The sequence below is a fragment of the Flavobacterium inviolabile genome (genome assembly GCF_013389455.1).
Taxonomy (GTDB): domain Bacteria; phylum Bacteroidota; class Bacteroidia; order Flavobacteriales; family Flavobacteriaceae; genus Flavobacterium; species Flavobacterium inviolabile.
The window spans coordinates 1,188,846-1,213,423 of the sequence record NZ_CP058278.1; the positions used below are offsets into that span (position 1 = coordinate 1,188,846).

Annotated in this window: 18 protein-coding genes; 17 read left to right on the forward strand and 1 reads right to left on the reverse strand. The window is 37.2% G+C overall.

What is annotated here, in order from left to right:
• The first annotated feature begins 49 nt into the window (after positions 1 to 49).
• The 7 genes from infB to HW120_RS05315 all read left to right on the forward strand — a co-directional run bounded on the left by infB (position 50) and on the right by HW120_RS05315 (position 9,167).
• A complete protein-coding gene (gene infB, locus HW120_RS05285) occupies positions 50 to 2,947 on the forward strand; it encodes a translation initiation factor IF-2 (RefSeq protein ID WP_177731603.1) in 2,898 nt (965 codons plus the stop codon).
• A 545-nt stretch (positions 2,948 to 3,492) separates the two neighbouring features.
• A complete protein-coding gene (locus tag HW120_RS05290) occupies positions 3,493 to 5,001 on the forward strand; it encodes a hypothetical protein (RefSeq protein WP_177731606.1) in 1,509 nt (502 codons plus the stop codon).
• Positions 5,002 to 5,007: 6 nt separating this feature from the next.
• Positions 5,008 to 5,622: a DUF6705 family protein gene (locus HW120_RS05295; protein WP_177731609.1), complete on the forward strand. Its 615-nt coding sequence runs from the start codon at positions 5,008 to 5,010 to the stop codon at positions 5,620 to 5,622.
• The gene (locus HW120_RS05300; RefSeq protein WP_177731612.1) at positions 5,622 to 6,212 is read left to right on the forward strand and encodes a DUF6705 family protein; all 591 of its coding nucleotides are present in this window, start codon (positions 5,622 to 5,624) and stop codon (positions 6,210 to 6,212) included. The genes HW120_RS05295 and HW120_RS05300 overlap by 1 nt, the downstream gene beginning before the upstream one ends.
• 358 nt (positions 6,213 to 6,570) lie before the next feature.
• A complete protein-coding gene (locus HW120_RS05305; protein WP_177731616.1) occupies positions 6,571 to 7,218 on the forward strand; it encodes a DUF6705 family protein in 648 nt (215 codons plus the stop codon).
• Complete coding sequence (locus HW120_RS05310; protein ID WP_177731619.1) at positions 7,218 to 7,826, forward strand: DUF6705 family protein; 609 nt, start codon at positions 7,218 to 7,220, stop codon at positions 7,824 to 7,826. Before HW120_RS05305 ends, HW120_RS05310 begins: the two co-directional genes overlap by 1 nt.
• Before the next feature lie 123 nt (positions 7,827 to 7,949).
• Positions 7,950 to 9,167 carry a hypothetical protein gene (locus HW120_RS05315; RefSeq protein ID WP_177731622.1) on the forward strand — a complete coding sequence of 406 codons (1,218 nt, stop codon included), beginning with the start codon at positions 7,950 to 7,952 and terminating at the stop codon, positions 9,165 to 9,167.
• Between the two features lie 133 nt (positions 9,168 to 9,300).
• Here HW120_RS05315 and HW120_RS05320 read toward each other — a convergent pair whose 3' ends face one another.
• A complete protein-coding gene (locus HW120_RS05320; protein WP_177731625.1) occupies positions 9,301 to 9,690 on the reverse strand; it encodes an SPOR domain-containing protein in 390 nt (129 codons plus the stop codon).
• A gap of 217 nt (positions 9,691 to 9,907) precedes the next feature.
• Here HW120_RS05320 and HW120_RS05325 point away from each other — a divergent pair, with 217 nt between their 5' ends.
• Genes HW120_RS05325 through HW120_RS05370 form a run of 10 tightly spaced genes read left to right on the forward strand, consistent with a single transcriptional unit; the run spans position 9,908 to position 24,567 of the window.
• Entirely contained in the window at positions 9,908 to 11,182 is a 1,275-nt protein-coding gene (locus HW120_RS05325; RefSeq protein ID WP_177731628.1) for a c-type cytochrome, read from the forward strand.
• 32 nt (positions 11,183 to 11,214) lie between these two features.
• Positions 11,215 to 14,265: a TAT-variant-translocated molybdopterin oxidoreductase gene (locus tag HW120_RS05330; RefSeq protein WP_177731631.1), complete on the forward strand. Its 3,051-nt coding sequence runs from the start codon at positions 11,215 to 11,217 to the stop codon at positions 14,263 to 14,265.
• Between the two features lie 40 nt (positions 14,266 to 14,305).
• The gene (gene nrfD / locus HW120_RS05335; protein ID WP_177731634.1) at positions 14,306 to 15,712 is read left to right on the forward strand and encodes an NrfD/PsrC family molybdoenzyme membrane anchor subunit; all 1,407 of its coding nucleotides are present in this window, start codon (positions 14,306 to 14,308) and stop codon (positions 15,710 to 15,712) included.
• Between the two features lie 6 nt (positions 15,713 to 15,718).
• Positions 15,719 to 16,243, forward strand: coding sequence for a DUF3341 domain-containing protein (locus HW120_RS05340; protein ID WP_177731637.1), 525 nt, complete (start codon positions 15,719 to 15,721; stop codon positions 16,241 to 16,243).
• Positions 16,244 to 16,251: 8 nt separating this feature from the next.
• The gene (locus tag HW120_RS05345; RefSeq protein ID WP_177731640.1) at positions 16,252 to 16,797 is read left to right on the forward strand and encodes a c-type cytochrome; all 546 of its coding nucleotides are present in this window, start codon (positions 16,252 to 16,254) and stop codon (positions 16,795 to 16,797) included.
• A 28-nt stretch (positions 16,798 to 16,825) separates the two neighbouring features.
• Positions 16,826 to 18,304, forward strand: coding sequence for a quinol:cytochrome C oxidoreductase (locus HW120_RS05350; RefSeq protein ID WP_177731643.1), 1,479 nt, complete (start codon positions 16,826 to 16,828; stop codon positions 18,302 to 18,304).
• A gap of 19 nt (positions 18,305 to 18,323) precedes the next feature.
• Entirely contained in the window at positions 18,324 to 19,496 is a 1,173-nt protein-coding gene (locus HW120_RS05355; RefSeq protein WP_177731646.1) for a cytochrome c oxidase subunit II, read from the forward strand.
• Between the two features lie 25 nt (positions 19,497 to 19,521).
• Positions 19,522 to 21,324 (forward strand): cytochrome c oxidase subunit I, encoded by a 1,803-nt coding sequence (locus HW120_RS05360; protein WP_177731649.1) that lies wholly within the window; start codon positions 19,522 to 19,524, stop codon positions 21,322 to 21,324.
• Positions 21,302 to 23,269, forward strand: a complete 1,968-nt coding sequence (locus HW120_RS05365) for a beta strand repeat-containing protein (RefSeq protein WP_177731652.1) — start codon at positions 21,302 to 21,304, stop codon at positions 23,267 to 23,269. The genes HW120_RS05360 and HW120_RS05365 overlap by 23 nt, the downstream gene beginning before the upstream one ends.
• A gap of 26 nt (positions 23,270 to 23,295) precedes the next feature.
• Positions 23,296 to 24,567 carry a 3-coathanger stack domain-containing protein gene (locus tag HW120_RS05370; protein WP_177731655.1) on the forward strand — a complete coding sequence of 424 codons (1,272 nt, stop codon included), beginning with the start codon at positions 23,296 to 23,298 and terminating at the stop codon, positions 24,565 to 24,567.
• Positions 24,568 to 24,578: the final 11 nt, after the last annotated feature.

A 24,578-nucleotide genomic window follows, 5' to 3' on the forward strand; every position in this document is an offset into this window, starting at 1 on the left:
ACAAACAACAACAACACAACACGCATTACGATAATATTAAAAAGATTATATGTCTGAAGAAAGAGTAATAAGAATAAACAAGGTTTTAAGGGAATTAAACATTTCTCTGGATAGAGCTGTGGACTATTTGAAAGAAAAAGGGCATACCATTGAATCAAGTCCGAATGCTAAAATTTCTAATGAGGAATATTCTATCTTGTGCGGTCAATTCTCTGCTGATAAGGGTAAAAAAGTAGCTTCTCTGGAGGTGAGTGAAGAGAAAAAGAAAGAAAAAGAGGCATTACGTGTAGAAAGAGAGCGCGAGATTGAAGAGAAACGCAAACAAGAGGAAGAGAAACAACGTCAAGAAATCATTAAAGCAAAAGCCACATTGTCTGGTCCGAAAGCTATTGGTAAAATTGACCTGAATCCTAAAAAAGCTGAAGTTGTTACTGAAAAACCATCTTCAGAAGTAGTAGAGGAGAAAGTCTCAGTACCGGAAACGAAGCCTGTTGTTGTGGAGGAGAAACCTGTTGTTGAAGAGAAACCTGTTGAAAAAATAGAGGAAGTGAAACCTAAGGAAGAAGAGAAGAAGGTTATTCGTGAAGAAAAAGTTGTTAAAATCACTCCTGTAGAGAAACCTCAGGTTGAAAAAGCAGCAACTGCAGAGCCTGTAGTGGAAGAAGAGAGAATCGAAACACAGTACCAGAAATTAAGCGGTACTACGTTTACAGGTCAAACCATTGACCTTTCTCAGTTCAATAAACCGAAAAAGAAGAAAGAAGACTTTAAGAAAGACGGAAACAAGCCGAATACTGGTAACAACCAGAATGCCGGACAAGGTCAGGGTCAGAATTCGAACAATTCGAATAATAATAAGAACAAGAGAAAACGTATTCCGACCAAACCGGGAGCTCCGGGTACACCGGGCCAGGGTCAGGGCGGTAATAACAACCAGGGTGGTAACAATGCTAACAGACCGGGAGGACCAGGTAAATTTACGGCGAACAAGCCGTCATTCCAGAAAGGAAACCGTCCTGCTATCGTAGCAAAAGTTGAGCCAACGGAAGAAGAAGTTAAAAACCAGATCAAGGAGACTTTAGAAAGACTTCAGGGTAAAGGAAATAAATCGAAAGCGGCGAAGTACAGAAGAGACAAGAGAGATTCTCACCGTCAGAAATCGGATGACGAGCAAAGAGCTATCGAAGAAGGAAGCAAAGTACTGAAAGTAACAGAATTCGTTACGGTTGGTGAAATTGCAACCATGATGGATGTGCCAATTACCAAAGTTATCGGAACGTGTATGTCTTTGGGTATCATGGTAACCATGAACCAGAGATTGGATGCGGAAACGCTTTCTATCGTTGCAGACGAGTTTGGTTATGAGGTAGAATTCATTACCACGGATATTGAAGAAGCAATTGAAATTATTGAAGACAGACCGGAAGATCTGATCCACAGAGCGCCGATTGTTACGGTAATGGGTCACGTGGATCACGGTAAAACATCCTTATTGGATTACATTCGTAAAGCAAATGTTATTGCGGGTGAGTCCGGAGGTATTACGCAGCACATCGGAGCGTATGGTGTTCGATTAGACAACGGTCAGAAAATTACGTTCCTGGATACACCGGGTCACGAGGCCTTTACGGCGATGCGTGCCCGTGGAGCTCAGGTAACGGATATTGTAATTATCGTGATTGCGGCGGATGATGATATCATGCCACAAACAAAAGAGGCTATCAGCCATGCTCAGGCAGCAGGGGTACCTTTGATTTTTGCAATCAATAAAGTGGATAAACCAACGGCTAATCCTGAAAAAATTAAAGAAAAACTGGCAGGTATGAACTTGTTGGTTGAAGATTGGGGTGGAAAATACCAATCCCATGATATTTCTGCAAAAACAGGATTAGGAGTTAAAGAACTATTAGAAAAAGTATTATTAGAAGCTGAAATCTTAGATTTAAAAGCAAACCCTAATAAACCGGCTGTAGGTACAGTAGTAGAAGCATTCCTTGATAAAGGACGCGGATACGTTTCGACAGTATTGGTTCAGGCAGGTACTTTAAGAATCGGAGATTACGTATTGGCCGGTAAGCATCATGGTAAAGTGAAAGCGATGCATGATGAAAGAGGTCATAACGTTAAAGAGGCAGGTCCTTCAACCCCGATTTCTATTTTAGGTTTGGACGGAGCGCCGACAGCAGGTGATAAATTCAATGTTTTTGAAGACGAAAGAGAAGCGAAACAAATTGCTGCTAAGCGTACGCAATTAATGCGTGAGCAGTCTGTTCGTACTCAGAAACACATTACCCTTGCAGAAATCGGAAGACGTATTGCTTTAGGTCAGTTCAAGGAATTGAACATTATCCTAAAAGGAGACGTGGATGGTTCGGTAGAAGCCTTATCGGATTCCTTCTCTAAATTGTCTACAGAAGAAATTCAAATCAGAATTATTCACAAAGGAGTTGGAGCGATTACAGAATCGGACGTATTGTTAGCGTCTGCTTCCGATGCGATTATTATCGGATTTAACGTTCGTCCTTCCGGAAGTGCAAAACAATTGGCAGACAAGGAAGAAATCGATATCAGAAGCTACTCCATCATCTATGATGCAATTGATGATCTGAAAGATGCAATGGAAGGTATGTTGTCTCCGGAAATGAAAGAAGAAATTACCGGAACAGCTGAAATTCGTGAAACATTCAAGATTTCGAAAGTGGGAACTATTGCAGGATGTATGGTTACCGATGGTAAGATCTTCAGAAACTCTAAAATCCGCTTGATCCGTGAAGGCGTTGTAATTTACACTGGTGAATTGTCAACACTGAAACGTTTCAAAGACGATGTGAAAGAAGTTTCCAAAGGATACGATTGCGGTATGCAGATCAAAAACTACAATGATATCAGAGAATTGGATATTATTGAAGGATTCCAGCAAGTGGAAGTTAAAAAGAAACTGAAATAGTTGATTTTATAATAACGAGTTCTAAAATAGGCTGACTATTTTTGATTCTATAAATTTGATAAAAGTTCAAACATTTTTAAAATGTTTGAACTTTTTCTTTTTAAAGGATATTCGTTGTATTCTGTGCTGCTGATGCATTTGGTTTGGTGTAAGCATCAAACAACTCATGTGCGGCCTTAGTGGTTGTAAATCTCAATACTCTCCCGGGCGGGCTCTCCTGCTTGTTTGATGGCTTCACATTTATCCTATGGTCAGAACGCATCTTTCAATATTCCATTTTGACCCTTTCTGCTATAGCATTTTTATATGGGTTTGTGTTTTTATTCTTTTTTTGAAGAAATTTTAAGTAAAGTAAGTTTATGGATATCCACAAAACATACTCAAATTGTTTTTGAGGCATAATAATACTTATGCTATTTCCTATGCCATATAAGTGTAAATATGGGTGTTTTATACGCACTTATACTCAATTTTTGTTTTTTGTGGATTTCTGTAATTGTCATTACGATAAAATCGCAAGATTTGCAGTAATAAAATGTGGCAATATGAAGAATAGTAAATTACGCGCCTGCTTTCCTGTTTTAATTTTTATGCTGTTTGCTCTTTTTGGTTGTGAGCTGAACGAGGAAGTAATCCGTAGGGAAAACGATACGAATAAAATCAATATCAGGGAGGCATCACTTGAAAAACTGCTTCGTGAAAACAAATTTGTAAATGCCTATAATGCAGTTTATGCGAACAGAGAGAAATCCCGTACGGTAATGGAAGGGCAGTATAATTTTACAATTGTACCACACGGTGCGAAAGTCATTGAAGATGGCAGTAAAACTTCTTATACGTTTAAGATTACAAGAGAAATCTCTAACCCGGACTATTTTGAAAACCTTGTAATTAACGTAGACAGTTTAGGACAACCAAGTGCCTATATCCTAAAGTACACACCAAGTGAACCATTATCTCTGAGCGCTCACGGTTCATTTGCATTCAAAGGGCAGGTAAAAATTACGCCGATTGTTTATAATGCTTCGGAAATGGATAAAACCACCATTTGTGTAACCGCACAAATATTGATGTGCGACCAGGCGTGGAGTCCGGACAACACCGGTGTACACGTTGCTACCAATGAATGTAATGACCAGAACCATTTATTTTACTCTCCGGTTACGACTTGTTATACTACTAATGGCGATATTGGCGGCGGCGGCGATGGTGATCCGGGGGTAACTGTTCCTATTGGTGACGATGGCGGCGGCAGTGGCGGCGGTGGCGGAGACGGTGATCCTTCAACAGGAGGGGGACTTACACCTCCTAATCATTGCCCGCGATGTCCTGTTTTTGTGACCACGCCAGTTGAGGAATGGGTAGAGCCGCCTTTGCATTGTGACAAATTAAAAGGGCTTTTAAAAAGTGCAGCCGTTAAAAATGCTATTCGTGCCCTGAATAGTGAACAGGTTTTTGGCGGCACTAAAGAAAAAGGCTATAACCTGGCGCTAAACCCGCAAAATAAACTAATAGCAACCGAAGTGCCTTATCAGAGTACAGGAGAGAGTTCTGTTCGGTATTCTCAGTCTGCCATGCTTTTTGGAGGGATACATTGTCATCTCCGTAGCCATGCTCCCATGTTTTCTCATGACGATGTTGCTATACTAAGTGGTTTTTATACCCGTCATAATTTTATAGGGAATAATGGAGTTGCAGATCCAACGATTCCAGTACATATTGTAGTAACTAATCAAGGAATTTATGCTATCAGTGCAGATGATCATGTTAGTATACAAAAGTTATTAGATATTTATTCGAATAAAGATTCAAGAAAGAAATTTATTAACGATATTGGAAAAAGATATGATAAATTAGCTGATGAAAATACATTATTACCTATAGGTTATTTACAGAATTATCAGAAAACTTTTTTAGAATTTTTAAAAGAAAATGATTTGAATATATCATTATATAATGCCAATGATGATTTAACTGGTTGGACTAAATTATCTCTTAATAATGATTCGAATACCAACACCAACGAACCTATAATAAAGACTAACTGTAATTAAATTATCATGAAAAATATATTTGTATTTACTGTTTATTTTTTTATTGCTATTTCATGCAAGGCGCAAACCATCGTACCTCTTTCACAAGATCATAGTGATATGTATCATAAATCGAATACTTACACTAAAGATGTTGATAATGAATTTGATAAATATACAGGTACATGGAAGTTTCAACAAGGGAATACGACTTTAACTATTGTGTTTAAGAAAATTATTTTTGACTACTACCAAAAGAAAAATTATTACGAGGACTTACTGATTGGAGAATATAAATATATAGAAAATGGAATAGAGAAAGTTAATACTTTAAGTATCCTTAGCAATCCTCCATCAACCACGGGAGGATATAATATATATGGGAATCGTATTGTCCATAGGGGAGTATATCCACAATGTCCTGAGTGCCTTTTAAATGAAAAACGAGTTATTCTTTTTATAAATGATTCTGAACGAGAGTATTTGGATAATGCAATTGTATTACGCTATAAAAATGAAAATGGTGTTGAAAAGATAATTGCAAAAATCTTTAAAAACGGTACTTCATTTATGCCACCTGATAACGCTCCTGATGAAATGCGGCTTCCATACGGTGAATATGTTTTGATAAAACAACCGTAATGAAAAATATATTTATAATAACGATTTTATTATTATCAATTTCCGGTTGTTCACAAACTTTACCTTTATATCTGGCACACAGCCAGGAATCTGGAAAATACTACAAAGATATAGATAATGACCTGAATAAATTTCAGGGAACGTGGAAGTACACTAATGGTTCAACTTCATTAACCATTGTACTGAGAAAAAAAACACAGGTGGTTAATCCTTTCCGCAACTTTACAACAGATATGCTCATTGGTGAGTATAGCTATATTCACAATGGTATTCAGCAGACCAATACCATAAGTTTAATGGAAGCAAATTCGGCGGACTATGGTAATAATAACATCTACGGGACAACATTAGGTAAATGTGATGAATGTCCTGCAGGCGCAAAAAACTTGGTATTTCTATTTTTTAATGACCCGGTCGTAAGTTATTTAAACTCTCAAATGAGTGTAAAGTATTTTATCGAAAATGGTGTTGAAAAAATAAAAATCGGGCTAAAACCAGATACTTATGTTCATACAGGAGAATTACCAGCAATGCCGGCCGGATATGAGCCCGTACCTATTGATAAATACACTTTGATAAAACAGCCATAGGCTGTCTTATTTGAAATGTCCATCTTAAACTATGTCTAAATCTAAATAAACTCCTGTTCAGTTTGTCCAAAAGATTTGAGAAAGAACTGGCTGATGAGAAGCTTAAGAATAAGATTCTTAACGCCTTGATAGCTATATCGGATATTCTGTAGGATACTCAGATCCGAAAAAAGTTTTCTCCCAAACCATCTTCCTGCTCCGGGATGGAATCGGGATGTATGAGGGTAGTGCTGGTTTAACGGTTAGTGATTTAGCCGGTACTAATTTTAAATGGGGTGAATTGTCAATAAGCAAAGGGAAAATAGCAAACAAGCCATATCCATAATAGAAAGATTTTGTACTTTTTTAAAATGAAAAAATGAAAAAATACTTATATAGTTCAATAGCAGGTATGATCACTTTTTACGGGTGCGCTCAAAGCCCGGTGATTGATAGATTTGAGGGCATGACTATTGGTAAAGTTGAAAACGCGTATTATAAGGACGTTAATGGCTTATTGAATCAATACGTCGGAACCTGGATTTATTCTAACGGTAATACGACGCTCAAAATTGTTTTTATTAAAAAGCCGATGGTGTATGTGTCAAGTTTTAAAAACTATTATGAGGATTATTTAGTCGGAGAATTTCAATACATAGAAAATGGAATTGAAAAAGTGAACACATTAACTAATTTAGGTAATTCTTATTCAGATATTATGGACTATAATTTGTTCTCTGTGGCTATGATGGAAAAGGGTTCATACCCTTTATGTCCGGAATGCGGGGAGAATGAAAAGCGGCTGTTAATGTTTTTTAATGAGCCCTCACGTAGAAATATTTGGAGCGGGATAAGTAATAATTTTGTGATCAGAAAATTTGTTGAAAACGGACAGGAAAAACTAAAAGTACAATTTGTCTATACCGGACACGGTCTTGAAACATTAAACACAATGGATGGTCCTTCAACAAACATAAATAGCTTTAGTGTTCCTTATGGAGAGTATATTTTAGTAAAACAACCGTAATGAAAACTATATTCACAATCCTGTTGGTATCTTTCCTTTTTTCCTGTAAAGCACAGGTTGTAGTGCCAATTGCCGAAGATAGCGATGTGGCATATACCAGTGGTACTTATAATAAAGATGTTGATAATGATTTCATTAAATATATTGGTACATGGAAATACCAAAACGGAAATACATCACTTACAATTTCTTTTGCCAAAATAACATTCGAGTACTTCGAATATAAAAATTACTATCAGGATTTGTTAGTTGGTGAATACAAATACATCAACAACGGGACTGAAATCATAAACACATTATCATTACTTGCTGATAATTCGCTAAGTGGCGACGATCATAGTATTTCCGGAAATTTGATTTGGACAAAAAATCTATACCCTGTATGTAGTGATTGTGCGGAGAATGAACGTCGTATTAAGCTTTCAATTTATGACCCTGAAAGAAGATATTTAAGCAGCTCTGTTATTTTGCGATATAAAAATGACAATGGAACCGAAAAAATAATAGCCAAAATATATAAGAGTGATAATTCTATCATGCAACCAGAAGGCTCTCCTGATGAAATGCGTATTCCTTATGGAGAATATGTTCTGATAAAACAACCGTAATGAAAACTATACTCACAATACTGTTAGTCTCTTTCCTTTTATCCTGTAAAGCACAGGCTATAGAGTGGTACTTATAATAAAGATGTTGATAATGATTTTACTAAATATATAAAAGAACAGTAAATGGTAAATAAAGAAACCTGGATAGAAGGAGATACACTTTTTTACAAAGATCATAGCAGCATTGAAAAAGCAAATATTAATTCACTAAAATATGCTTATGTACAGGTTTTAGGAAATATAGCCTTTCTGTTTGTTGTTGCAGATTATCAACACTATATATCCACTGAATTACAGGGATTTGAAGAGGTGTATCGCGAACTGTCAGATCGGTTTTGTTTTGATGACAAAACCTTTTTTGCAGTATGCAAAGCAAGAAAAGAAGATGAGAAAGTAAAAATCTGGGCAAAAAAAATGCCTCAAAATTATCAGATTCTGGACGAATATCCGGATGATGGTGATTCTGGCTACGAAGTATATGCAGCGCCCAAACAGATGATATCCTGGGATACTACTTACGAGCAATTGGAAGCATCGGGTTGTGTCGCAGTTTATTTTGCCGATTACGGCACTAAATATTTAAGATTCAAATATCCGGTTAGAATAGAAGGTATTCTTATCGATCAATTAGAAGTATATGCAGGCAACGCCAGTACTAATCGCCCTGTGCAGGAGTTTTTCGTAGACCTGTATGATGCAACCAATACCGATGAGAGCTATAAAAAACTACGCAGACTCTGGATCGGTGACGATGTTGATATTGATCAATACGGCTATGAAAGAGAAGACCAGTGTTATCTGCAATTTGCTTTGGCAAAAGGTATAGATGTTTCTATTTGTTATACCTACGATAAAGGCTCTGCTTATGACGATGGCAGTACATCGCTTCATTTTTATAACAAACGGGAATACAGGTATTTTTTGGAAAATAAAGAGTATGAAGAAGTAATGGAAATATCCGGATTAATATCCTTCCATAATAAATTGGATCTGAAAGTCAGGTATATTGATGATGATGACGTTAAACATATTCCACAAAAAGTAAAAGCATTACTGAAAGAGAAAAGTGGTATCTGGCTCGATAGTGCTAATAATAAAATCGGATTTGCAGGAATAGATACTGCATTGATTCTGGACCTTGAAAAAATTGAATATTTTACATTTCAGAATGTTCTTCCTGCAAAAGGATCCGGATATGCAGTTTTTATTGTTCATCTTAAAACAGAAAATTATCGGGACATTTTTATTGACGACACTTATTTCTTTGATCCGTTTGCTAAGCAATTGAAGCAAATGACGAAAAAGCCGGTTAAAGTCCCTGAAGCAGATTATAACTGTTAAAACCATACATGACCTCATTGGGGTTTATCTGTACAAACACCTAAGGTTATGCATTAAAAAAACCAGCCGGGAAATCCTGACTGGTTACTGTAAATGGTATTGTAAAACATATCAGCCTGTTTTAGACTGGTCATTATTTATTCGGACGTATTAAAAGAGCGTTCGGGTATTTCTTTTTAATGTCGTTAAGGTTCTTTTCGGCCTCTATGCGGGTCTTAAAGCTGCCAATCCATACTTTGTAGGTTGGATTGTTATAAACGATGGTACCGTCTATATTCCGGAATTCTTTTCTGAAACTCGCCAGTGTTTTTTTGGCTTCTTCATTAGTGCCGTAAAAAATTTGAATTTTATAACGATCGTTAACGGTTATAGAGGAATTGATTTTTCTTTTCTCATTCAGGAGTTGCTCAAATTTCTGGTCCTGATCAATGTTAATTTTTGCGGTCTGCGCGTTGGAAGTGTATCCTAAAAATAGTGCTATTAAAGGAAGGAAGTGGTTTTTGTTTACTCTTAAGATTCTCATAATGAAGTCTGTTTACTGCAAAAATACAATTATATAATTAAAAGAATTTTCTCAGGTTTATTTAGAATGGGTATAAATTACAATTAAGACAAATTTAAGGTTTTTAGAATAATACATAAGTCGTATTTTTGTCGGAGTTTATAAATAAGGTATTTATTTATCTGAAATTAGGTTTCTGATAAAATCATGCCAAATTTAGTTGATAATCATTTTAACTATGAAAAAAGTGGGTAACCATAAATCGTTTTCAAAGATTTTATTGTTCAGTTTAGCATTTGTGCTATCTTTTTCTTTTACCTCAAAAGCTCAGGATGCGGCTGCAGGTAAAGCGCTTTTTAATTCTAACTGTGCCGCTTGTCATAAGCTGGACGCAAAAATGACGGGGCCTGCGCTTCGTAATGTTGCGGAAAAATATGATAAAGCCTGGTTGCATAAATGGATTAAAAACAGTCCGGAATTAATCAAATCAGGTGATGCTAAGGCTATCAAAGTGTTTGAAGAAAATGGAAAAGTAGCGATGACTGCTTTCCCTCAATTGTCAGATGCGGATATTGATAATATCTTAGCGTATACTTCTCAGCCTAAAGAAGAGCCTAAAGCGGCTGCTACAACAGCAGGAGCTACGGGAGCTGCTCAGGAAGGCGGAGTTTCTAACAATCTGGTTTTAGGAGTATTGGGTGTAGTATTGGCTATGTTGGTAGCGATGTTGCTGTTTGTTAAGAATGTGCTTAACAAGATTGCAAAAGCTAACGGTGTAGAGCTGCCGGTAAAAGAAAAATCAATTCCATTATGGATTGCTTTTGCCAGAAACCAGTTCTTAGTGCTTGTTTCTGTAATACTTATGCTTTTGGTAGGGGCTTACTTTATCTACGGATATTTAATGCAGGTAGGTGTAGACCAGGGGTATGAGCCGATTCAGCCAATCCATTTCTCTCACAAAATTCACGCTGGTGATAACGGTATTGATTGTAAATACTGTCACTCTTCTGCCAGAGTAAGTAAAACTTCAGGTATTCCTTCGTTGAATGTTTGTATGAACTGTCATAAAAACATTAATGAATTCCAGGGGGATGCAGATTCTACTTATGTGGATCATACAAAAGAATTCTATACTGCTGAAATTCAAAAACTTTACGATGCGGTAGGTTGGGATAAAACAGCTCAAAAATATACAGGAAAAGTGAAACCTGTTAAATGGGTTCGTGTTCATAATCTTCCTGACTTTGTGTACTTCAATCACTCACAACACGTTTCTGTTGCTGGTCTTGAATGTCAAAAATGTCACGGTCCGGTTGAGACTATGGAAATTATGAGACAACATTCTCCGTTAACAATGGGATGGTGTGTGAACTGTCACAGAGAAACCAATGTTAAGGTTGAAGGTAACGAATACTACAAAAAAATACACGAAGAACTTTCTAAAAAATACGGTGTAGATAAATTGACTGCTGCACAAATGGGAGGTTTAGAGTGTGGTAAATGTCACTATTAATAAATAAATTAAGAAGCTAATATCTATATACAATGGCATCAAACAAAAAATACTGGAAAAGTGTTGAAGAACTAAACGAAAATAGTTCTATTGTTGAGACGCTAAGAAACAATGAGTTTGTTGAAGAAATTCCAACAGATGAATTTTTAGGAGATAAAGATACTTTATCGACTTCATCAACTACTCGTCGTGACTTTTTGAAATACGTAGGATTTTCTACAGCAGCAGCTTCTTTAGCTGCGTGTGAAGGTCCGGTAATCAAGTCTATTCCTTATGTAGTTCAACCTGAGGAAATCATCCCTGGTGTTGCAGATTTTTATGCAACTACTATCGCTGATGGTTTTGATTTTGCAAACATCCTGATCAAAACCCGCGAAGGTCGTCCTATTAAAGTAGAAAATAATAACTTACCAAATGCTATAACCGGTGCTAATGCAAGAGTTCACGCTTCTGTATTGTCGCTGTATGATAGTCTTCGTTTAAAGCAATCAAAAATTGCAGGTAAAGATGCTTCGTGGTCTGAAGTAGATACGAAAGTAAGAGCAGCTTTATCAGACGCAAAAGCTAAAGGTGGTCAGATCGTTCTTTTAACAGGAACTATGGCAAGCCCGTCAACAGATAAATTGATTGCTGATTTCATTGCAAAAAATCCAACGGCTAAACACGTTGTTTATGATGCAGTATCAAGCTCTGATGCTCTTGATGCTTTCCAAATGGTTTATGGAGAAAGAGCATTACCAAATTATGATTTCTCAAAAGCAGATGTTATTGTTTCTGTTGGTGCTGATATCTTAGGAGATTGGCAAGGTGGAGGATATGATGCAGGTTATGCAAAAGGACGTATTCCTAAAAACGGGAAAATGTCGAAACACATCCAGATTGAGGCAAACATGTCTTTAGCGGGTGCAAATGCAGACAAGCGTATTCCTTTGACTGTTACAGATCAAAAACTTGCTTTAGTAAAAATATTCAATGTAGTTACCGGTGCTTCTGTTGCAACTTCAAAAATTGCCAATGAAGAAGCGGTAATGAAAGCTGCTCAGCAATTAAAAGCTGCTGCAGGAAAAGGAGTTTTGGTTTCAGGATTGGACGATGTTAATGCACAATTATTAGTATTGGCTATTAACAGAGCTTTAAGTTCTGAAGCGTTCAACACGGCTGCAACCCGTTTAATCCGTAAAGGGGATGCTAAAGCGGTAGCGCAATTGGTTAACGATATGAAATCGGGAGCAGTTCATACTTTGATTATGAACGGTGTTAATCCGGTTTATACTTTACCAAATGCAAAAGACTTCTTGGAAGGACTTAATAAAGTAAAATTATCGGTTGCATTTTCATTAAAAGAAGATGAAACAGCTTCAAAATCAGCTGTCGCAGTTGCTGTGCCGCACTACCTGGAGTCCTGGGGTGATGTAACCATCGCCAAAGGTCACTACAGTATTACGCAGCCAACAATTCGTCCGTTGTTTGATACAAAACAATTCCAGGAAGCATTATTGTCCTGGACAGGAAATCCGGCTTCTTATTATGATTTCCTAAAAGCAACCAGCGCTGCTATCGCTACCGGAACAACCTGGAATAGCTTGGTACACGATGGTGTTTTTGTTTCGGAAGTAGCACCTCTTGCAGGTTCTGCTGCTGATTTCGGTTCTGCTGCCGGAAAATTAGCACAAGCTAAAAATGCTGGCGGATTAGAATTAGTATTGTATACTAAAACCGGAATGGGAGACGGGCAACAGGCAAATAACCCTTGGTTACAAGAGTTCCCGGATCCGATTACCCGTGTGTCTTGGGATAACTATGTAACAGTAGCTAAAAAAGATGCTGAAAAATTAGGATTGGTAAACTACAATGTTGCAAACGGAGGTTTGAACGGAAGTTATACAACTATTGAAGTTGCCGGTGTTAAGTTAGAAAACGTTCCTGTAATTATTCAACCAGGTCAGGCTGTTGGAACAATCGGAGTTGCTTTAGGTTATGGCCGTAAAGAAGCAATGAAACAGGAAATGCAGGTTGGGGTTAATGCTTATGCGCTTTATGCAGGTATGAAATCCGACCAGGTAGCTAAGGTTACTAAAGCTAACGGAGATCACGAGTTTGCTTGTGTTCAGTTACAAAAAACATTGATGGGTAGAGGTGATATCATCAAAGAAACTACCCTTGAAATATTCAATACTAAAGATGCTGCAGAGTGGAATATTGTTCCAATGGTATCTTTAGATCACAAAGAAACACCTGCAACTAAAGTAGATCTTTGGGATTCTTTCGACCGTTCTATCGGTCACCACTTTAACTTATCGATCGATTTGAATGCTTGTACAGGATGTGGAGCTTGCGTTATTGCTTGTCACGCTGAAAACAACGTTCCTGTTGTTGGTAAATCAGAGGTAAGAAGAAGCCGTGATATGCACTGGTTGCGTATTGACAGATACTACTCTTCTCAGGATACCTTCAAAGGTGATGTGGAGTTAAAAGAAGGTGCTTCCGGATTAATGAACTCTATCGATACTTTTACAGGTATGGAAGATCCGTCAGAAAATCCACAGGTAGCATTCCAGCCGGTAATGTGTCAGCACTGTAACCACGCACCTTGTGAAACAGTTTGTCCGGTAGCGGCAACATCACACGGTCGTCAGGGGCAAAACCACATGGCATACAACCGTTGCGTTGGTACTCGTTATTGTGCAAACAACTGTCCTTATAAAGTACGTCGTTTCAACTGGTTCTTATACAACAAGAACAGCGAATTCGATTACCACATGAATGACGATTTAGGTCGTATGGTATTGAACCCGGATGTTAACGTTCGTTCAAGAGGGGTAATGGAAAAATGTTCACTATGTATCCAAATGACTCAGGCTACTATCCTTAAAGCGAAACGCGAAGGCAGAGCAGTCGGTAAAGATGAATTTGATGTAGCTTGTTCTGCAGCTTGTTCAAGTGGTGCCATGATCTTTGGTGACGTAAATGATAAAGAAAGCAAAGTAGCTAAATTAGCTGAAGATGACAGAATGTATCATTTATTGGAGCACATCGGAACAAAACCAAATGTATTCTATCACGTAAAAGTTAGAAATACCTAAAAAAGTAAAATAAATTAATTAAGAATCAATATAAAGGATTATGTCGTCTCATTACGAAGCACCCATTAGAAAACCTTTGGTTATAGGTGATAAAACTTATCACGATGTAACAGTAGATGTGGCTAGACCGGTTGAAGGTAGAGCAAACAAACAATGGTGGATAGTTTTTTCTATCGCTTTAACAGCATTCCTTTGGGGAGTTGGCTGTATGACTTACACCATTACTACAGGTATCGGAACATGGGGATTAAATAAAACAGTAGGTTGGGCATGGGATATCACTAACTTCGTTTGGTGGGTTGGTATCGGTCACGCCGGAACTCTAATTTCTGCAGTATTATTGTTATTCCGTCAAAAGTGGAGAATGGCAATTAACCGTTCTGCGGAAGCGATGACTATCTTCTCGGTAGTACAAGCAGGTTTATTCCCAATTATTCACATGGGTCGTCCATGGTTAGGATACTGGGTATTACCAATCCCGAATCAGTTCGGATCTCTTTGGGTGAACTTTAACTCACCGTTACTTTGGGACGTATTCGCGATTTCAACGTATTTATCAGTATCATTGGTTTTCTGGTGGACTGGTTTATTACCTGACTTTGCCATGCTACGTGACAGAGCGGTAACACCTTTTACTAAAAGAGTTTATTCTATCCTGTCTTTCGGATGGAGCGGTAGAGCAAAAGACTGGCAACGTTTTGAAGAAGTATCTTTAGTATTAGCCGGATTAGCAACACCACTTGTACTTTCTGTACACACGATCGTATCCTTTGACTTTGCTACTTCAGTTATTCCTGGATGGCACACAACAATCTTACCTCCGTACTTCGTTGCAGGAGCGATTTTCTCCGGATTCGCAATGGTTAATACCTTGTTGATTATCATGAGAAAAGTTTCAAATCTTGAAGAATACATTACTGTTCAGCATATCGAATTAATGAATATCGTTGTAATGATTACCGGATCTATCGTAGGTATCGCGTATATTACAGAGTTATTCGTTGCCTGGTATTCCGGAGTAGAGTATGAGCAATATGCTTTCTTAAACAGAGCAACAGGACCTTACTGGTGGTCATACTGGTTGATGATGACTTGTAACGTTTTCTCTCCACAGTTCATGTGGTTCAAAAAACTAAGAACAAGTATCATGTTCTCATTCATTATCTCTATCGTTGTAAACATCGGTATGTGGTTCGAGCGTTTCGTAATTATCGTTACCTCATTACACAGAGATTACCTTCCTTCATCTTGGACAATGTTCCAGCCAACATTTGTTGATGCTGGTATTTATATCGGAACAATCGGTTTCTTCTTTGTATTATTCTTATTGTATTCAAGAAGCTTCCCGGTAATTGCTCAGGCAGAGGTGAAAACAATCTTGAAAACATCCGGAGATAATTACAAGAGACAAAGAGAACAAGAAGGACATAATTCACATAATCATTAATAGATCATGAGTAATAAAGTTATACATGCTATATACAATGATGATGACATCCTGATGGATGCTGTTAAAGCAACACGTGCCGCTCATCATCATATTGAAGAAGTTTACACGCCATTCCCGGTTCACGGGTTGGACAAAGCAATGGGATTAGCACCTACAAGAATTGCTATCGCTTCTTTCCTTTACGGTTTAGTTGGTCTATCTGTTGCTGCATCATTAATGAATTATGTAATGATTGTAGACTGGCCACAAGATATTGGTGGAAAACCAAGTTTCAGCTTCATTGATAATATGCCTGCTTTTGTGCCTATTATGTTTGAATTAACAGTGTTCTTCGCTGCCCACTTAATGGTTATTACTTTCTATATGAGAAGTAAATTATGGCCTTTCAAAGCAGCTGAAAACCCTGATGTAAGAACTACAGATGATCACTTCTTAATGGAAGTTGCACTTCACGGAAGCGAAGAAGATATGGTTTCTTTCTTCAAAAACACGGGTGCTGTAGAAGTTAAAGTAATTGATAAGCATTAATAGAAGATATGAAAGCCTTATATAAAATAGTAGCATTAGTAGGTGTATCGATTGTTACAACATCTTGTTTTAACAAATCAAAGCCTAACTATCAGTTCTTTCCAAATATGTACGAGTCTGTAGCTTATGAAACGTATTCACAATCTGCAGCTTTCAAAAATGGTAAGGAAGGTCAGTTACCTGCAAAAGGTTCTATCCCAAGAGGATTTACACCTTATGAATATGAAAATTCAACAGCAGGCTATGAATTAGCTAAAGCAAACCTGAAATCTCCTTTGGATTCTACAACCATTGATTCTGAAAGAGGAACACAACTTTTTAATATTTACTGTGCAATTTGCCATGGTGAAAACGGAGACGGAAAAGGGAAATTGGTTAAAAGAGAAAAATTCTTAGGGGTACCAAGTTACGCCGACAGACAAGTTACAGAGGGAAGTGTTTTCCATGTAATTACTTATGGTTTGAACTCCATGGGATCTCACGCAAACCAATTGAACCAGGAAGAACGCTGGCAAGTTGTGGATCACGTGTTGAAATTAAAAGCAGGATTATAATTGTAGAACACATTTGAAAGTATTAGATATGTACACATTTTCAAGCAAATTAAAAACTTTTGCATTTGTCTTAATGGCTTTAGGGTTAGTAGGGATTGCATTTGGTTTTTTGACTGCACCTAAGACCGTTGAAGACGTAGAGAAAATTTTAGCCAATAGTCATCATGGTGGACATCATACAGAGGCTGTAGCACATGAATCGCACGACGATCATGCTGCAACCGATGTGGCACACCACGAGGCTGCTAAAACTGAAGCGGTAGTTTCAGATTCATTAAAAACAACAGCACAAGATACTGTTAAAGCCGCAGCTGCACCTGTAGTTGACGAGCACCATAACGATAATCACAAAGTTGAAGCCGCTCATGGACATGAGGGAGCTGATGCACATGCTGAACATCAAGAACATTTAGAACACGTTTTACACCAGTTGCAAAACAAACCATGGGCTGCCTTATATGTTGCCTGTATCTTCTTCATGTTAATCTCTGTTGGAGTACTTGCTTTCTATGCAATCCAATGGGCTGCACAGGCAGGATGGTCTCCGGTACTTTTCAGAGTTATGGAAGGGATCACCAGTTATTTATTACCGGGTTCGATCATTTTCTTTATCCTGTTAATTGCAAGCGGAATGCATTTAAACCACTTGTTTATCTGGATGGATCCGGAAGTAGTAAAACACGATGAATTGATTCAGGGTAAAGTAGGATTCCTAAACGTTCCTTTCTTCCTGATCAGAGCTGCTATTTTCTTAGCAGGTTGGAATCTTTACCGTTTCTTGTCAAGAAAAAATTCCCTTGCACAGGACAATGCTAATGATGATTCTTTCTACAAAAAGAACTTCAAATTAGCGGCTGGATTCTTAGTATTCTTCATCGTAACAGAATCTATAGCTTCCTGGGACTGGATTATGTCTGTAGATCCACACTGGTATAGTACATTATTCGGATGGTATGTGTTTGCAAGTTTCTTTGTAAGCGGTATTACGACTATTGCATTCGTTACTTTGTACTTAAAATCAAAAGGACATTTAGAATATGTAAATACAAGCCACATCCACGATTTAGCAAAATTCATGTTTGGTATCTCTGTATTCTGGACGTATTTATGGTTCTCACAATTTATGTTAATGTGGTATTCTAATATACCGGAAGAGGTTACTTATTTTATTACAAGAATTGAGAACTACAAATTACCATTCTTCGGTATGTTAGCGCTTAACTTTGTATTCCCGATATTAATTTTAATTAATACAGATTTCAAACGTCTGACATGGGTTGTAGTAATGGCTGGTATTCTTATTTTAACTGGACATTATATTGATTTCTTTAATATGATTATGCCTGCAACTGTTGGAGATCAGTGGTTTATTGGAGTATCTGAGATCAGTTCATTATTATTCTTCTTTGGATTATTCATCTTTGTAGTATTTACAGCTTTAACAAAAGCACCGTTACTGGCAAAACGTAATCCGTTAATTGAAGAAAGTAAACATTTTCATTATTAATATTTAAAGTAATAAACAAATGACAGGTTTATTGGTACTTATAGTTGTAGTTTTGTTAGGAGTTGCTATATGGCAATTGACTAAGATATTCGATTTAACTCAAATTGGACAGTCTTCTGTTGAAAAATCAGAAATTGCCAACGAAAGAGATAATAATGTTAATGGGTATTTAATGTTTGGGTTCTTAGGGTTTATTTATATATTCACTATCTACTCTTTATTGAAATGGGGACATTTGGTTCTGGGAACTCCGGCTTCGGAACACGGAACACATTATGACAACCTGATGATGATTTCAATGGTTTTGATTTTCATCGTTCAAACAATCACCCAGGCATTATTGCACTACTTCTCATTCAAATACAGAGGTAGTAAAGACAAAAAAGCATTATATTTTGCTGATAATGATAAATTAGAATTTATCTGGACAATTATCCCGGTAATTGTATTGGCAGGATTAATCCTTTACGGATTATATGCATGGACAAACATCATGTTTGTTGATGAAGAAGAAGAAGTGATCTACGTTGAATTATATGCAAAACAGTTTAGCTGGGAAGCACGTTATGCCGGTGAAGACAACTCATTAGGTAAAGCAAACGTTAGATTCATTCAGGGTGTGAATACTTTAGGTGTTGACATGGCTGATCCAAATGCACAAGATGATAAAGTAGTTAATGAATTACACTTGCCGGTTGGTAAAAAAGTAGTATTCAAGATTCGTTCTCAGGACGTTTTACACTCTGCTTATATGCCACACTTCAGAGCGCAGATGAACTGTGTTCCGGGTATGGTGACGCAGTTTGCTTTCACGCCTTCTGTAACTACAGATCAGATGCGTCAGGATCCTGCTATCGTTGAAAAAGTAGCAAACATCAATAAGATTAGAGCAAAAAGAAGTGCTGAACTTGTTGCTAAAGGTGAAACCGCTTTAGATCCATATACTTTCGATTACTTATTATTATGTAATAAAATTTGTGGTCCTTCTCACTACAACATGCAAATGAAAATTGTAGTTGAAAGCGAAGCAGATTACAAAAAATGGTTAAAAGGGAAACCTACTTTAGCTAGTGCTATTAAAGATGCTAACAAAACGGAAGCTCCGGCTGCTGCATCTGAAGCTAAAGCTCCGGAAGCGACTGCTCCTGTAGCTGATACAACTAAAGTTTTAGCACAAGTAGTAAAAAAATAATTGCTTTTAATATAAATTAAAAAATATGTCAGCAGTAGGACACGATAACAGTCACGAACACGATCACGGGCACGAACATCACCATAAAGATACTTTTATCACAAAGTACATCTTTAGTATAGATCATAAGATGATTGCGAAGCAATACTTAATTACAGGTATTGTTATGGGTATCATCGGTATTATAATGTCGCTATTATTCCGTATGCAGATTGCATGGCCGGAAGAGTCTTTCAAAATCTTTGAAATCCTTTTAGGCGATAAATTTGCTCCGGGAGGAGTTATGCGAAATGATATTTATTTGGCATTGGTAACCATCCATGGTACCATCATGGTATTCTTTGTATTGACAGCCGGATTGAGCGGTACTTTCAGTAACCTTTTAATTCCGCTTCAAATTGGAGCAAGAGATATGGCATCCGGATTTATGAACATGGTTTCATACTGGTTGTTCTTCCTTTCTTCCGTTATCATGATTATCTCTCTTTTTGTAGAATCCGGACCGGCATCTGCAGGTTGGACAATTTACCCGCCTTTAAGTGCTTTACCACAAGCGATTCCAGGTTCTGGAACAGGTATGACACTATGGTTGGTTTCTATGGCAATATTCATTGCTTCTTCATTAATGGGATCACTAAACTATGTAGTTACAGTTATTAACCTGAGAACAAAAGGTATGTCCATGACACGCCTTCCGTTAACCATCTGGGCTTTCTTTGTTACGGCTGTTATTGGTATCGTATCGTTCCCGGTATTATTATCTGCTGCATTATTATTGATTTTCGACAGAAGCTTCGGAACATCATTCTTCTTGTCGGATATCTTTATCTCCGGAGAAGTTTTACATTACCAGGGAGGTTCTCCGGTATTGTTCGAACACTTATTCTGGTTCTTAGGTCACCCTGAGGTATATATTGTAATCTTACCTGCAATGGGTATTACATCGGAAGTTATTGCTACGAATGCCCGTAAACCGATCTTCGGTTACCGTGCAATGATTACATCAATCTTAGCAATTGCATTCTTATCTACTATCGTTTGGGGTCACCACATGTTCGTATCGGGTATGAATCCGTTCTTAGGATCTGTATTTACCTTTACTACCTTATTAATTGCAATTCCATCGGCTGTAAAAGCGTTCAACTACATTACAACACTTTGGAAAGGTAACCTTCAGTTAAACCCTGCTATGTTATTCTGTATCGGATTCGTTTCGACATTCATCACAGGAGGTTTAACCGGGATTATTTTAGGAGACAGTACATTAGATATTAACGTTCACGATACTTATTTCGTTATTGCACACTTTCACTTGGTAATGGGTATTTCTGCTCTTTACGGAATGTTTGCCGGAATCTACCATTGGTTCCCTAAAATGTTCGGAAGAATGTTGAATAAAAACTTAGGTTATATTCACTTCTGGGTAACGGCAGTTTGTGCTTACGGAGTATTCTTCCCAATGCACTTTATCGGTATGGCAGGTTTGCCAAGACGTTACTATACCAACACTGCTTTCCCTTTATTTGATGATTTAGCAGACGTAAACGTATTAATCACAATGTTCGCTTTAATCGGAGCAGCATTCCAGTTAGTATTCTTATGGAACTTCTTCTACAGCATTTTCAAAGGACAAAAAGCAACGCAAAACCCATGGAGATCAAACACGTTAGAGTGGACTACTCCGGTTGAGCACATTCACGGAAACTGGCCAGGTGAAATTCCTGAGGTTTACAGATGGTCTTACGACTATAGCAAACCAGGACATGATGAAGATTTCGTTCCTCAGAATGTACCAATGAAGCCGGGTGAAGAACAATTACATCACTAAGAATAATAAAAAAAAGAGTCATAATTATGGCTCTTTTTTTTATGGAATAAATGTTAATTTAAATTATACTATTGTGAAAACAAAAACTAAATTATTATTAGCGTTGTTGTTTTTGTCTATTGTTGCTTTAAATGCACAACCGATTGAATCAACTGAAAGTACTGGTTTTGGAATTAGCAACGGAGCTAATATGTACGGAACGGGTGGGGCTCCGCAATCAACTTATGTAGGGTATGAGGCAGGCAATAGAAATGGAGCTAATGCCAATACATTTATTGGATATAAATCTGGGAGATTAAATAAAGGATCGGCCAATAATACTTTTTTAGGAGCATTTACAGGTGCGATGAATGAAGAGGGAGGAAATAATGTTTTTATTGGGTTTAATAGTGGATTGAAAAATGTTAATGGTGCTGAAAATGTTTTTGTTGGGTTTGATTCCGGAGCTAATAATAATGCCGGTTGGAATACTTTTGTGGGAAGATCTTCAGGATTTCAAAATGTTTCGGGGACCCGTAATAGTTTCTTTGGAGCTTTGGCTGGTTTTTTAAATACAAATGCTGATGAAAACTCATTTTTTGGAGCTGCAGCAGGTATGGATAATACAACGGGTAGTCATAATTCTTTCCTGGGCTCATATTCCGGAAAAGCAAATACAGTTGGTAGAACCAATACTTTTGTTGGTGCCTACTCTGGTGCGGCCAATGTTACAGGAAATGACAATGTTTATATTGGTGCTAACTCTGGTTTGGGCAATGTTACAGGAAATGACAATGTTTTTATTGGGTTTAATAGTGGATTGAAAAATGTTAATGGTGCTGAAAATGTTTTTGTTGGGTTTGAATCCGGAGCTAATAATAATGCCGGTTGGAATACTTTTGTGGGAAGATCTTCAGGGTTTCAAAATGTTTCGGGTACCCGTAATAGTTTCTTTGGAGGTTTGGCTGGTTTAAATACAAATGCTGATGATAACTCATTTTTTGGAGCTGTAGCAGGTATGGATAACATAACAGGTAGTCATAATTCTTTCCTGGGCTCTTATTCCGGAAAAGCGAATACAGCTGGTAGAGCCAATACTTTTGTTGGTGCTAACTCTGGTTTGGCCAATGTTACAGGAAATGACAATGTTTATATTGGTGTAAATGCAGGTGATAAAAATAACGGAAGTAATAATGTTTTCTTAGGGTCTTTGTCCGGGCAAAATAGTGTTACCGGGAATAATAATGTCTTTATTGGGTTTACAGCTGGTTTAAGTAATGACTCCGGTTACTATAATGTCCTGACAGGTTTTGAAGCGGGTAAAAATATTCCTGCTAAAAACAGTAATTCTATCTATGGAGCTATTGCGGGATATAATGCTACAGGAGGCGGAAATGTTTTAATAGGAGAGCGAGCAGGTTATGCGGCAGGAAGTAATAACGTGATGATTGGTTTTCATGCAGGTGAAAATGCTTCTAATGTAAATAATCAATTATTTATTGATAATTCAAACACATCTAATCCTTTGATTTTTGGTGATTTTGCCAATGATATTTTGAAGTTGCACGGTAAAGTGGGGATTGGAGGCAATAGTTCAATAAATTTCGGAAACTTCCCAACTACTGCTGGTGCGGTAAACGTATCAAATTACAACCTGTTTGTAAAAGGAGGAATCCTTACGGAAGAAGTTCGTATTAGTTTACAATCTACCTGGGCGGATTATGTGTTTAATAAAGATTATAACTTGTTAAGTCTGAAAGATGTTGAAAGTTTTATCAATAAAAACGGACACTTACCAAATGTGCCTTCTGCGCAACAAGTAAAAGAAGAGGGAATTGCTTTAGGTGAAATGACTAAAATCCAACAGGAGAAAATCGAAGAGTTAACGCTGTATCTTATAAAACAAAATAAAGAAATCGAAGAGTTAAAAGAGCAGGTAAGATTATTGTTAAATAAGAAAGAATAATATAAGTTTAATTAAAAATGTAAATTATGAAAAACTTATATTTTTCTATTGTCTTTCTTTTCTTTCTTTCTTTAAAAAGTTTTTCGCAAGGCTCTGATGTTATTATTTGGGTAGATAATAGTGGATCTGTTGATAATGTTGAGTATGCGGATATGAGAACGTCAATAAGAGCAATTATTCAAAATATCTTATTGTGTAATCCATTAAATAGAGTAGCTGTCGTTCAGTATGGTGTAAATGGGGTTAGTAAAATATATATTGAATCAAACTTTACAAGTAATGTAAATGTTGCTAATTCGTTTGTTAGAAGGACTAATTTTGTGGGATATGGAGATGAAGCTCATGGGGCGCTTTTGTTGATAGGTAATGCTCTTGATGGTGCGCCAAACTCAAATATTTTTGGAAACCAGATTTTGACAAGAACACCAGGAAATTCTCTTGCTGTATATCTTTTTACGGATGCATATAGACACTATGGATTGATCAACCCATCTTCATCACTAGGTATTGGGACTAATGAAGCGTTTTTAAATTATACTAATTTTAAAAACAATAGAAATGCAATATTTATTGTAACGCATGTTCCTCAAAATCAGATTTTTGATTCTCCTGCTGGAGCGGCTATTGCAAGTGTGGGAGGAGGGTATACGGGGCCTGTGGAAAGTTATCCTGCAGATCCAGGCGGACCTGGAACAACCCCGAGGTTTTATTTGCCTAAAACGAATTTTTTATTAACACAAACAGAGATTGATTTAGTAACAGATGATATTTGTTCGGTAGCAGAGCCAACATGTGTTGCAGTGAAAAATCTGGTGTCTCCTTCGGATGATGTATTAGTCTCTTTGCAAAGTAACCACCAGGCTTCTTCATTAATAACGGCTTCTAATAAAGTTAATAACGGGGCTGTTGCGATTTATCATGCCGGAGATCAGGTTGTATTAACAAATGGTTTTTATTCGGCAAATGGATCAAGATTTAGAGGGTATATAGAAGGTTGTACCGGAAATTACGCAGGTAAAAATAGTAAGGAAGATTCCGGGGGATTAGAAGTAGATAGAAAGAATAGCTTAAATGTTAGTCCGAATCCTTCCAGTTCTTCTGTGAATATTATTTTACCAGTAAATAGCAGGGAGTTAATTGTGAGTTCGATTGATGGTAGAGAAATGTTTAGAAGTAAAATCACTAATGCTGATGATGCTTTTCTTCTCGATGTAACCAGTTTTAAAGTAGGTATATACATACTTATGATACAAACAGAGAATGGTGAGATATACACTGAAAAAATAATTAAGAATTAAATGAAAAAAGG

What these genes read in the sequence shown, in the direction of transcription:
- infB (WP_177731603.1), top strand. Translation starts at nt 50, where the DNA reads ATGTCTGAAGAAAGAGTAATAAGAATAAACAAGGTTTTAAGGGAATTA.
- HW120_RS05290 (WP_177731606.1), top strand. Translation starts at nt 3,493, where the DNA reads ATGAAGAATAGTAAATTACGCGCCTGCTTTCCTGTTTTAATTTTTATG.
- HW120_RS05295 (WP_177731609.1), top strand. Translation starts at nt 5,008, where the DNA reads ATGAAAAATATATTTGTATTTACTGTTTATTTTTTTATTGCTATTTCA.
- HW120_RS05300 (WP_177731612.1), top strand. Translation starts at nt 5,622, where the DNA reads ATGAAAAATATATTTATAATAACGATTTTATTATTATCAATTTCCGGT.
- HW120_RS05305 (WP_177731616.1), top strand. Translation starts at nt 6,571, where the DNA reads ATGAAAAAATACTTATATAGTTCAATAGCAGGTATGATCACTTTTTAC.
- HW120_RS05310 (WP_177731619.1), top strand. Translation starts at nt 7,218, where the DNA reads ATGAAAACTATATTCACAATCCTGTTGGTATCTTTCCTTTTTTCCTGT.
- HW120_RS05315 (WP_177731622.1), top strand. Translation starts at nt 7,950, where the DNA reads ATGGTAAATAAAGAAACCTGGATAGAAGGAGATACACTTTTTTACAAA.
- HW120_RS05320 (WP_177731625.1), bottom strand. Translation starts at nt 9,690, where the DNA reads ATGAGAATCTTAAGAGTAAACAAAAACCACTTCCTTCCTTTAATAGCA.
- HW120_RS05325 (WP_177731628.1), top strand. Translation starts at nt 9,908, where the DNA reads ATGAAAAAAGTGGGTAACCATAAATCGTTTTCAAAGATTTTATTGTTC.
- HW120_RS05330 (WP_177731631.1), top strand. Translation starts at nt 11,215, where the DNA reads ATGGCATCAAACAAAAAATACTGGAAAAGTGTTGAAGAACTAAACGAA.
- nrfD (WP_177731634.1), top strand. Translation starts at nt 14,306, where the DNA reads ATGTCGTCTCATTACGAAGCACCCATTAGAAAACCTTTGGTTATAGGT.
- HW120_RS05340 (WP_177731637.1), top strand. Translation starts at nt 15,719, where the DNA reads ATGAGTAATAAAGTTATACATGCTATATACAATGATGATGACATCCTG.
- HW120_RS05345 (WP_177731640.1), top strand. Translation starts at nt 16,252, where the DNA reads ATGAAAGCCTTATATAAAATAGTAGCATTAGTAGGTGTATCGATTGTT.
- HW120_RS05350 (WP_177731643.1), top strand. Translation starts at nt 16,826, where the DNA reads ATGTACACATTTTCAAGCAAATTAAAAACTTTTGCATTTGTCTTAATG.
- HW120_RS05355 (WP_177731646.1), top strand. Translation starts at nt 18,324, where the DNA reads ATGACAGGTTTATTGGTACTTATAGTTGTAGTTTTGTTAGGAGTTGCT.
- HW120_RS05360 (WP_177731649.1), top strand. Translation starts at nt 19,522, where the DNA reads ATGTCAGCAGTAGGACACGATAACAGTCACGAACACGATCACGGGCAC.
- HW120_RS05370 (WP_177731655.1), top strand. Translation starts at nt 23,296, where the DNA reads ATGAAAAACTTATATTTTTCTATTGTCTTTCTTTTCTTTCTTTCTTTA.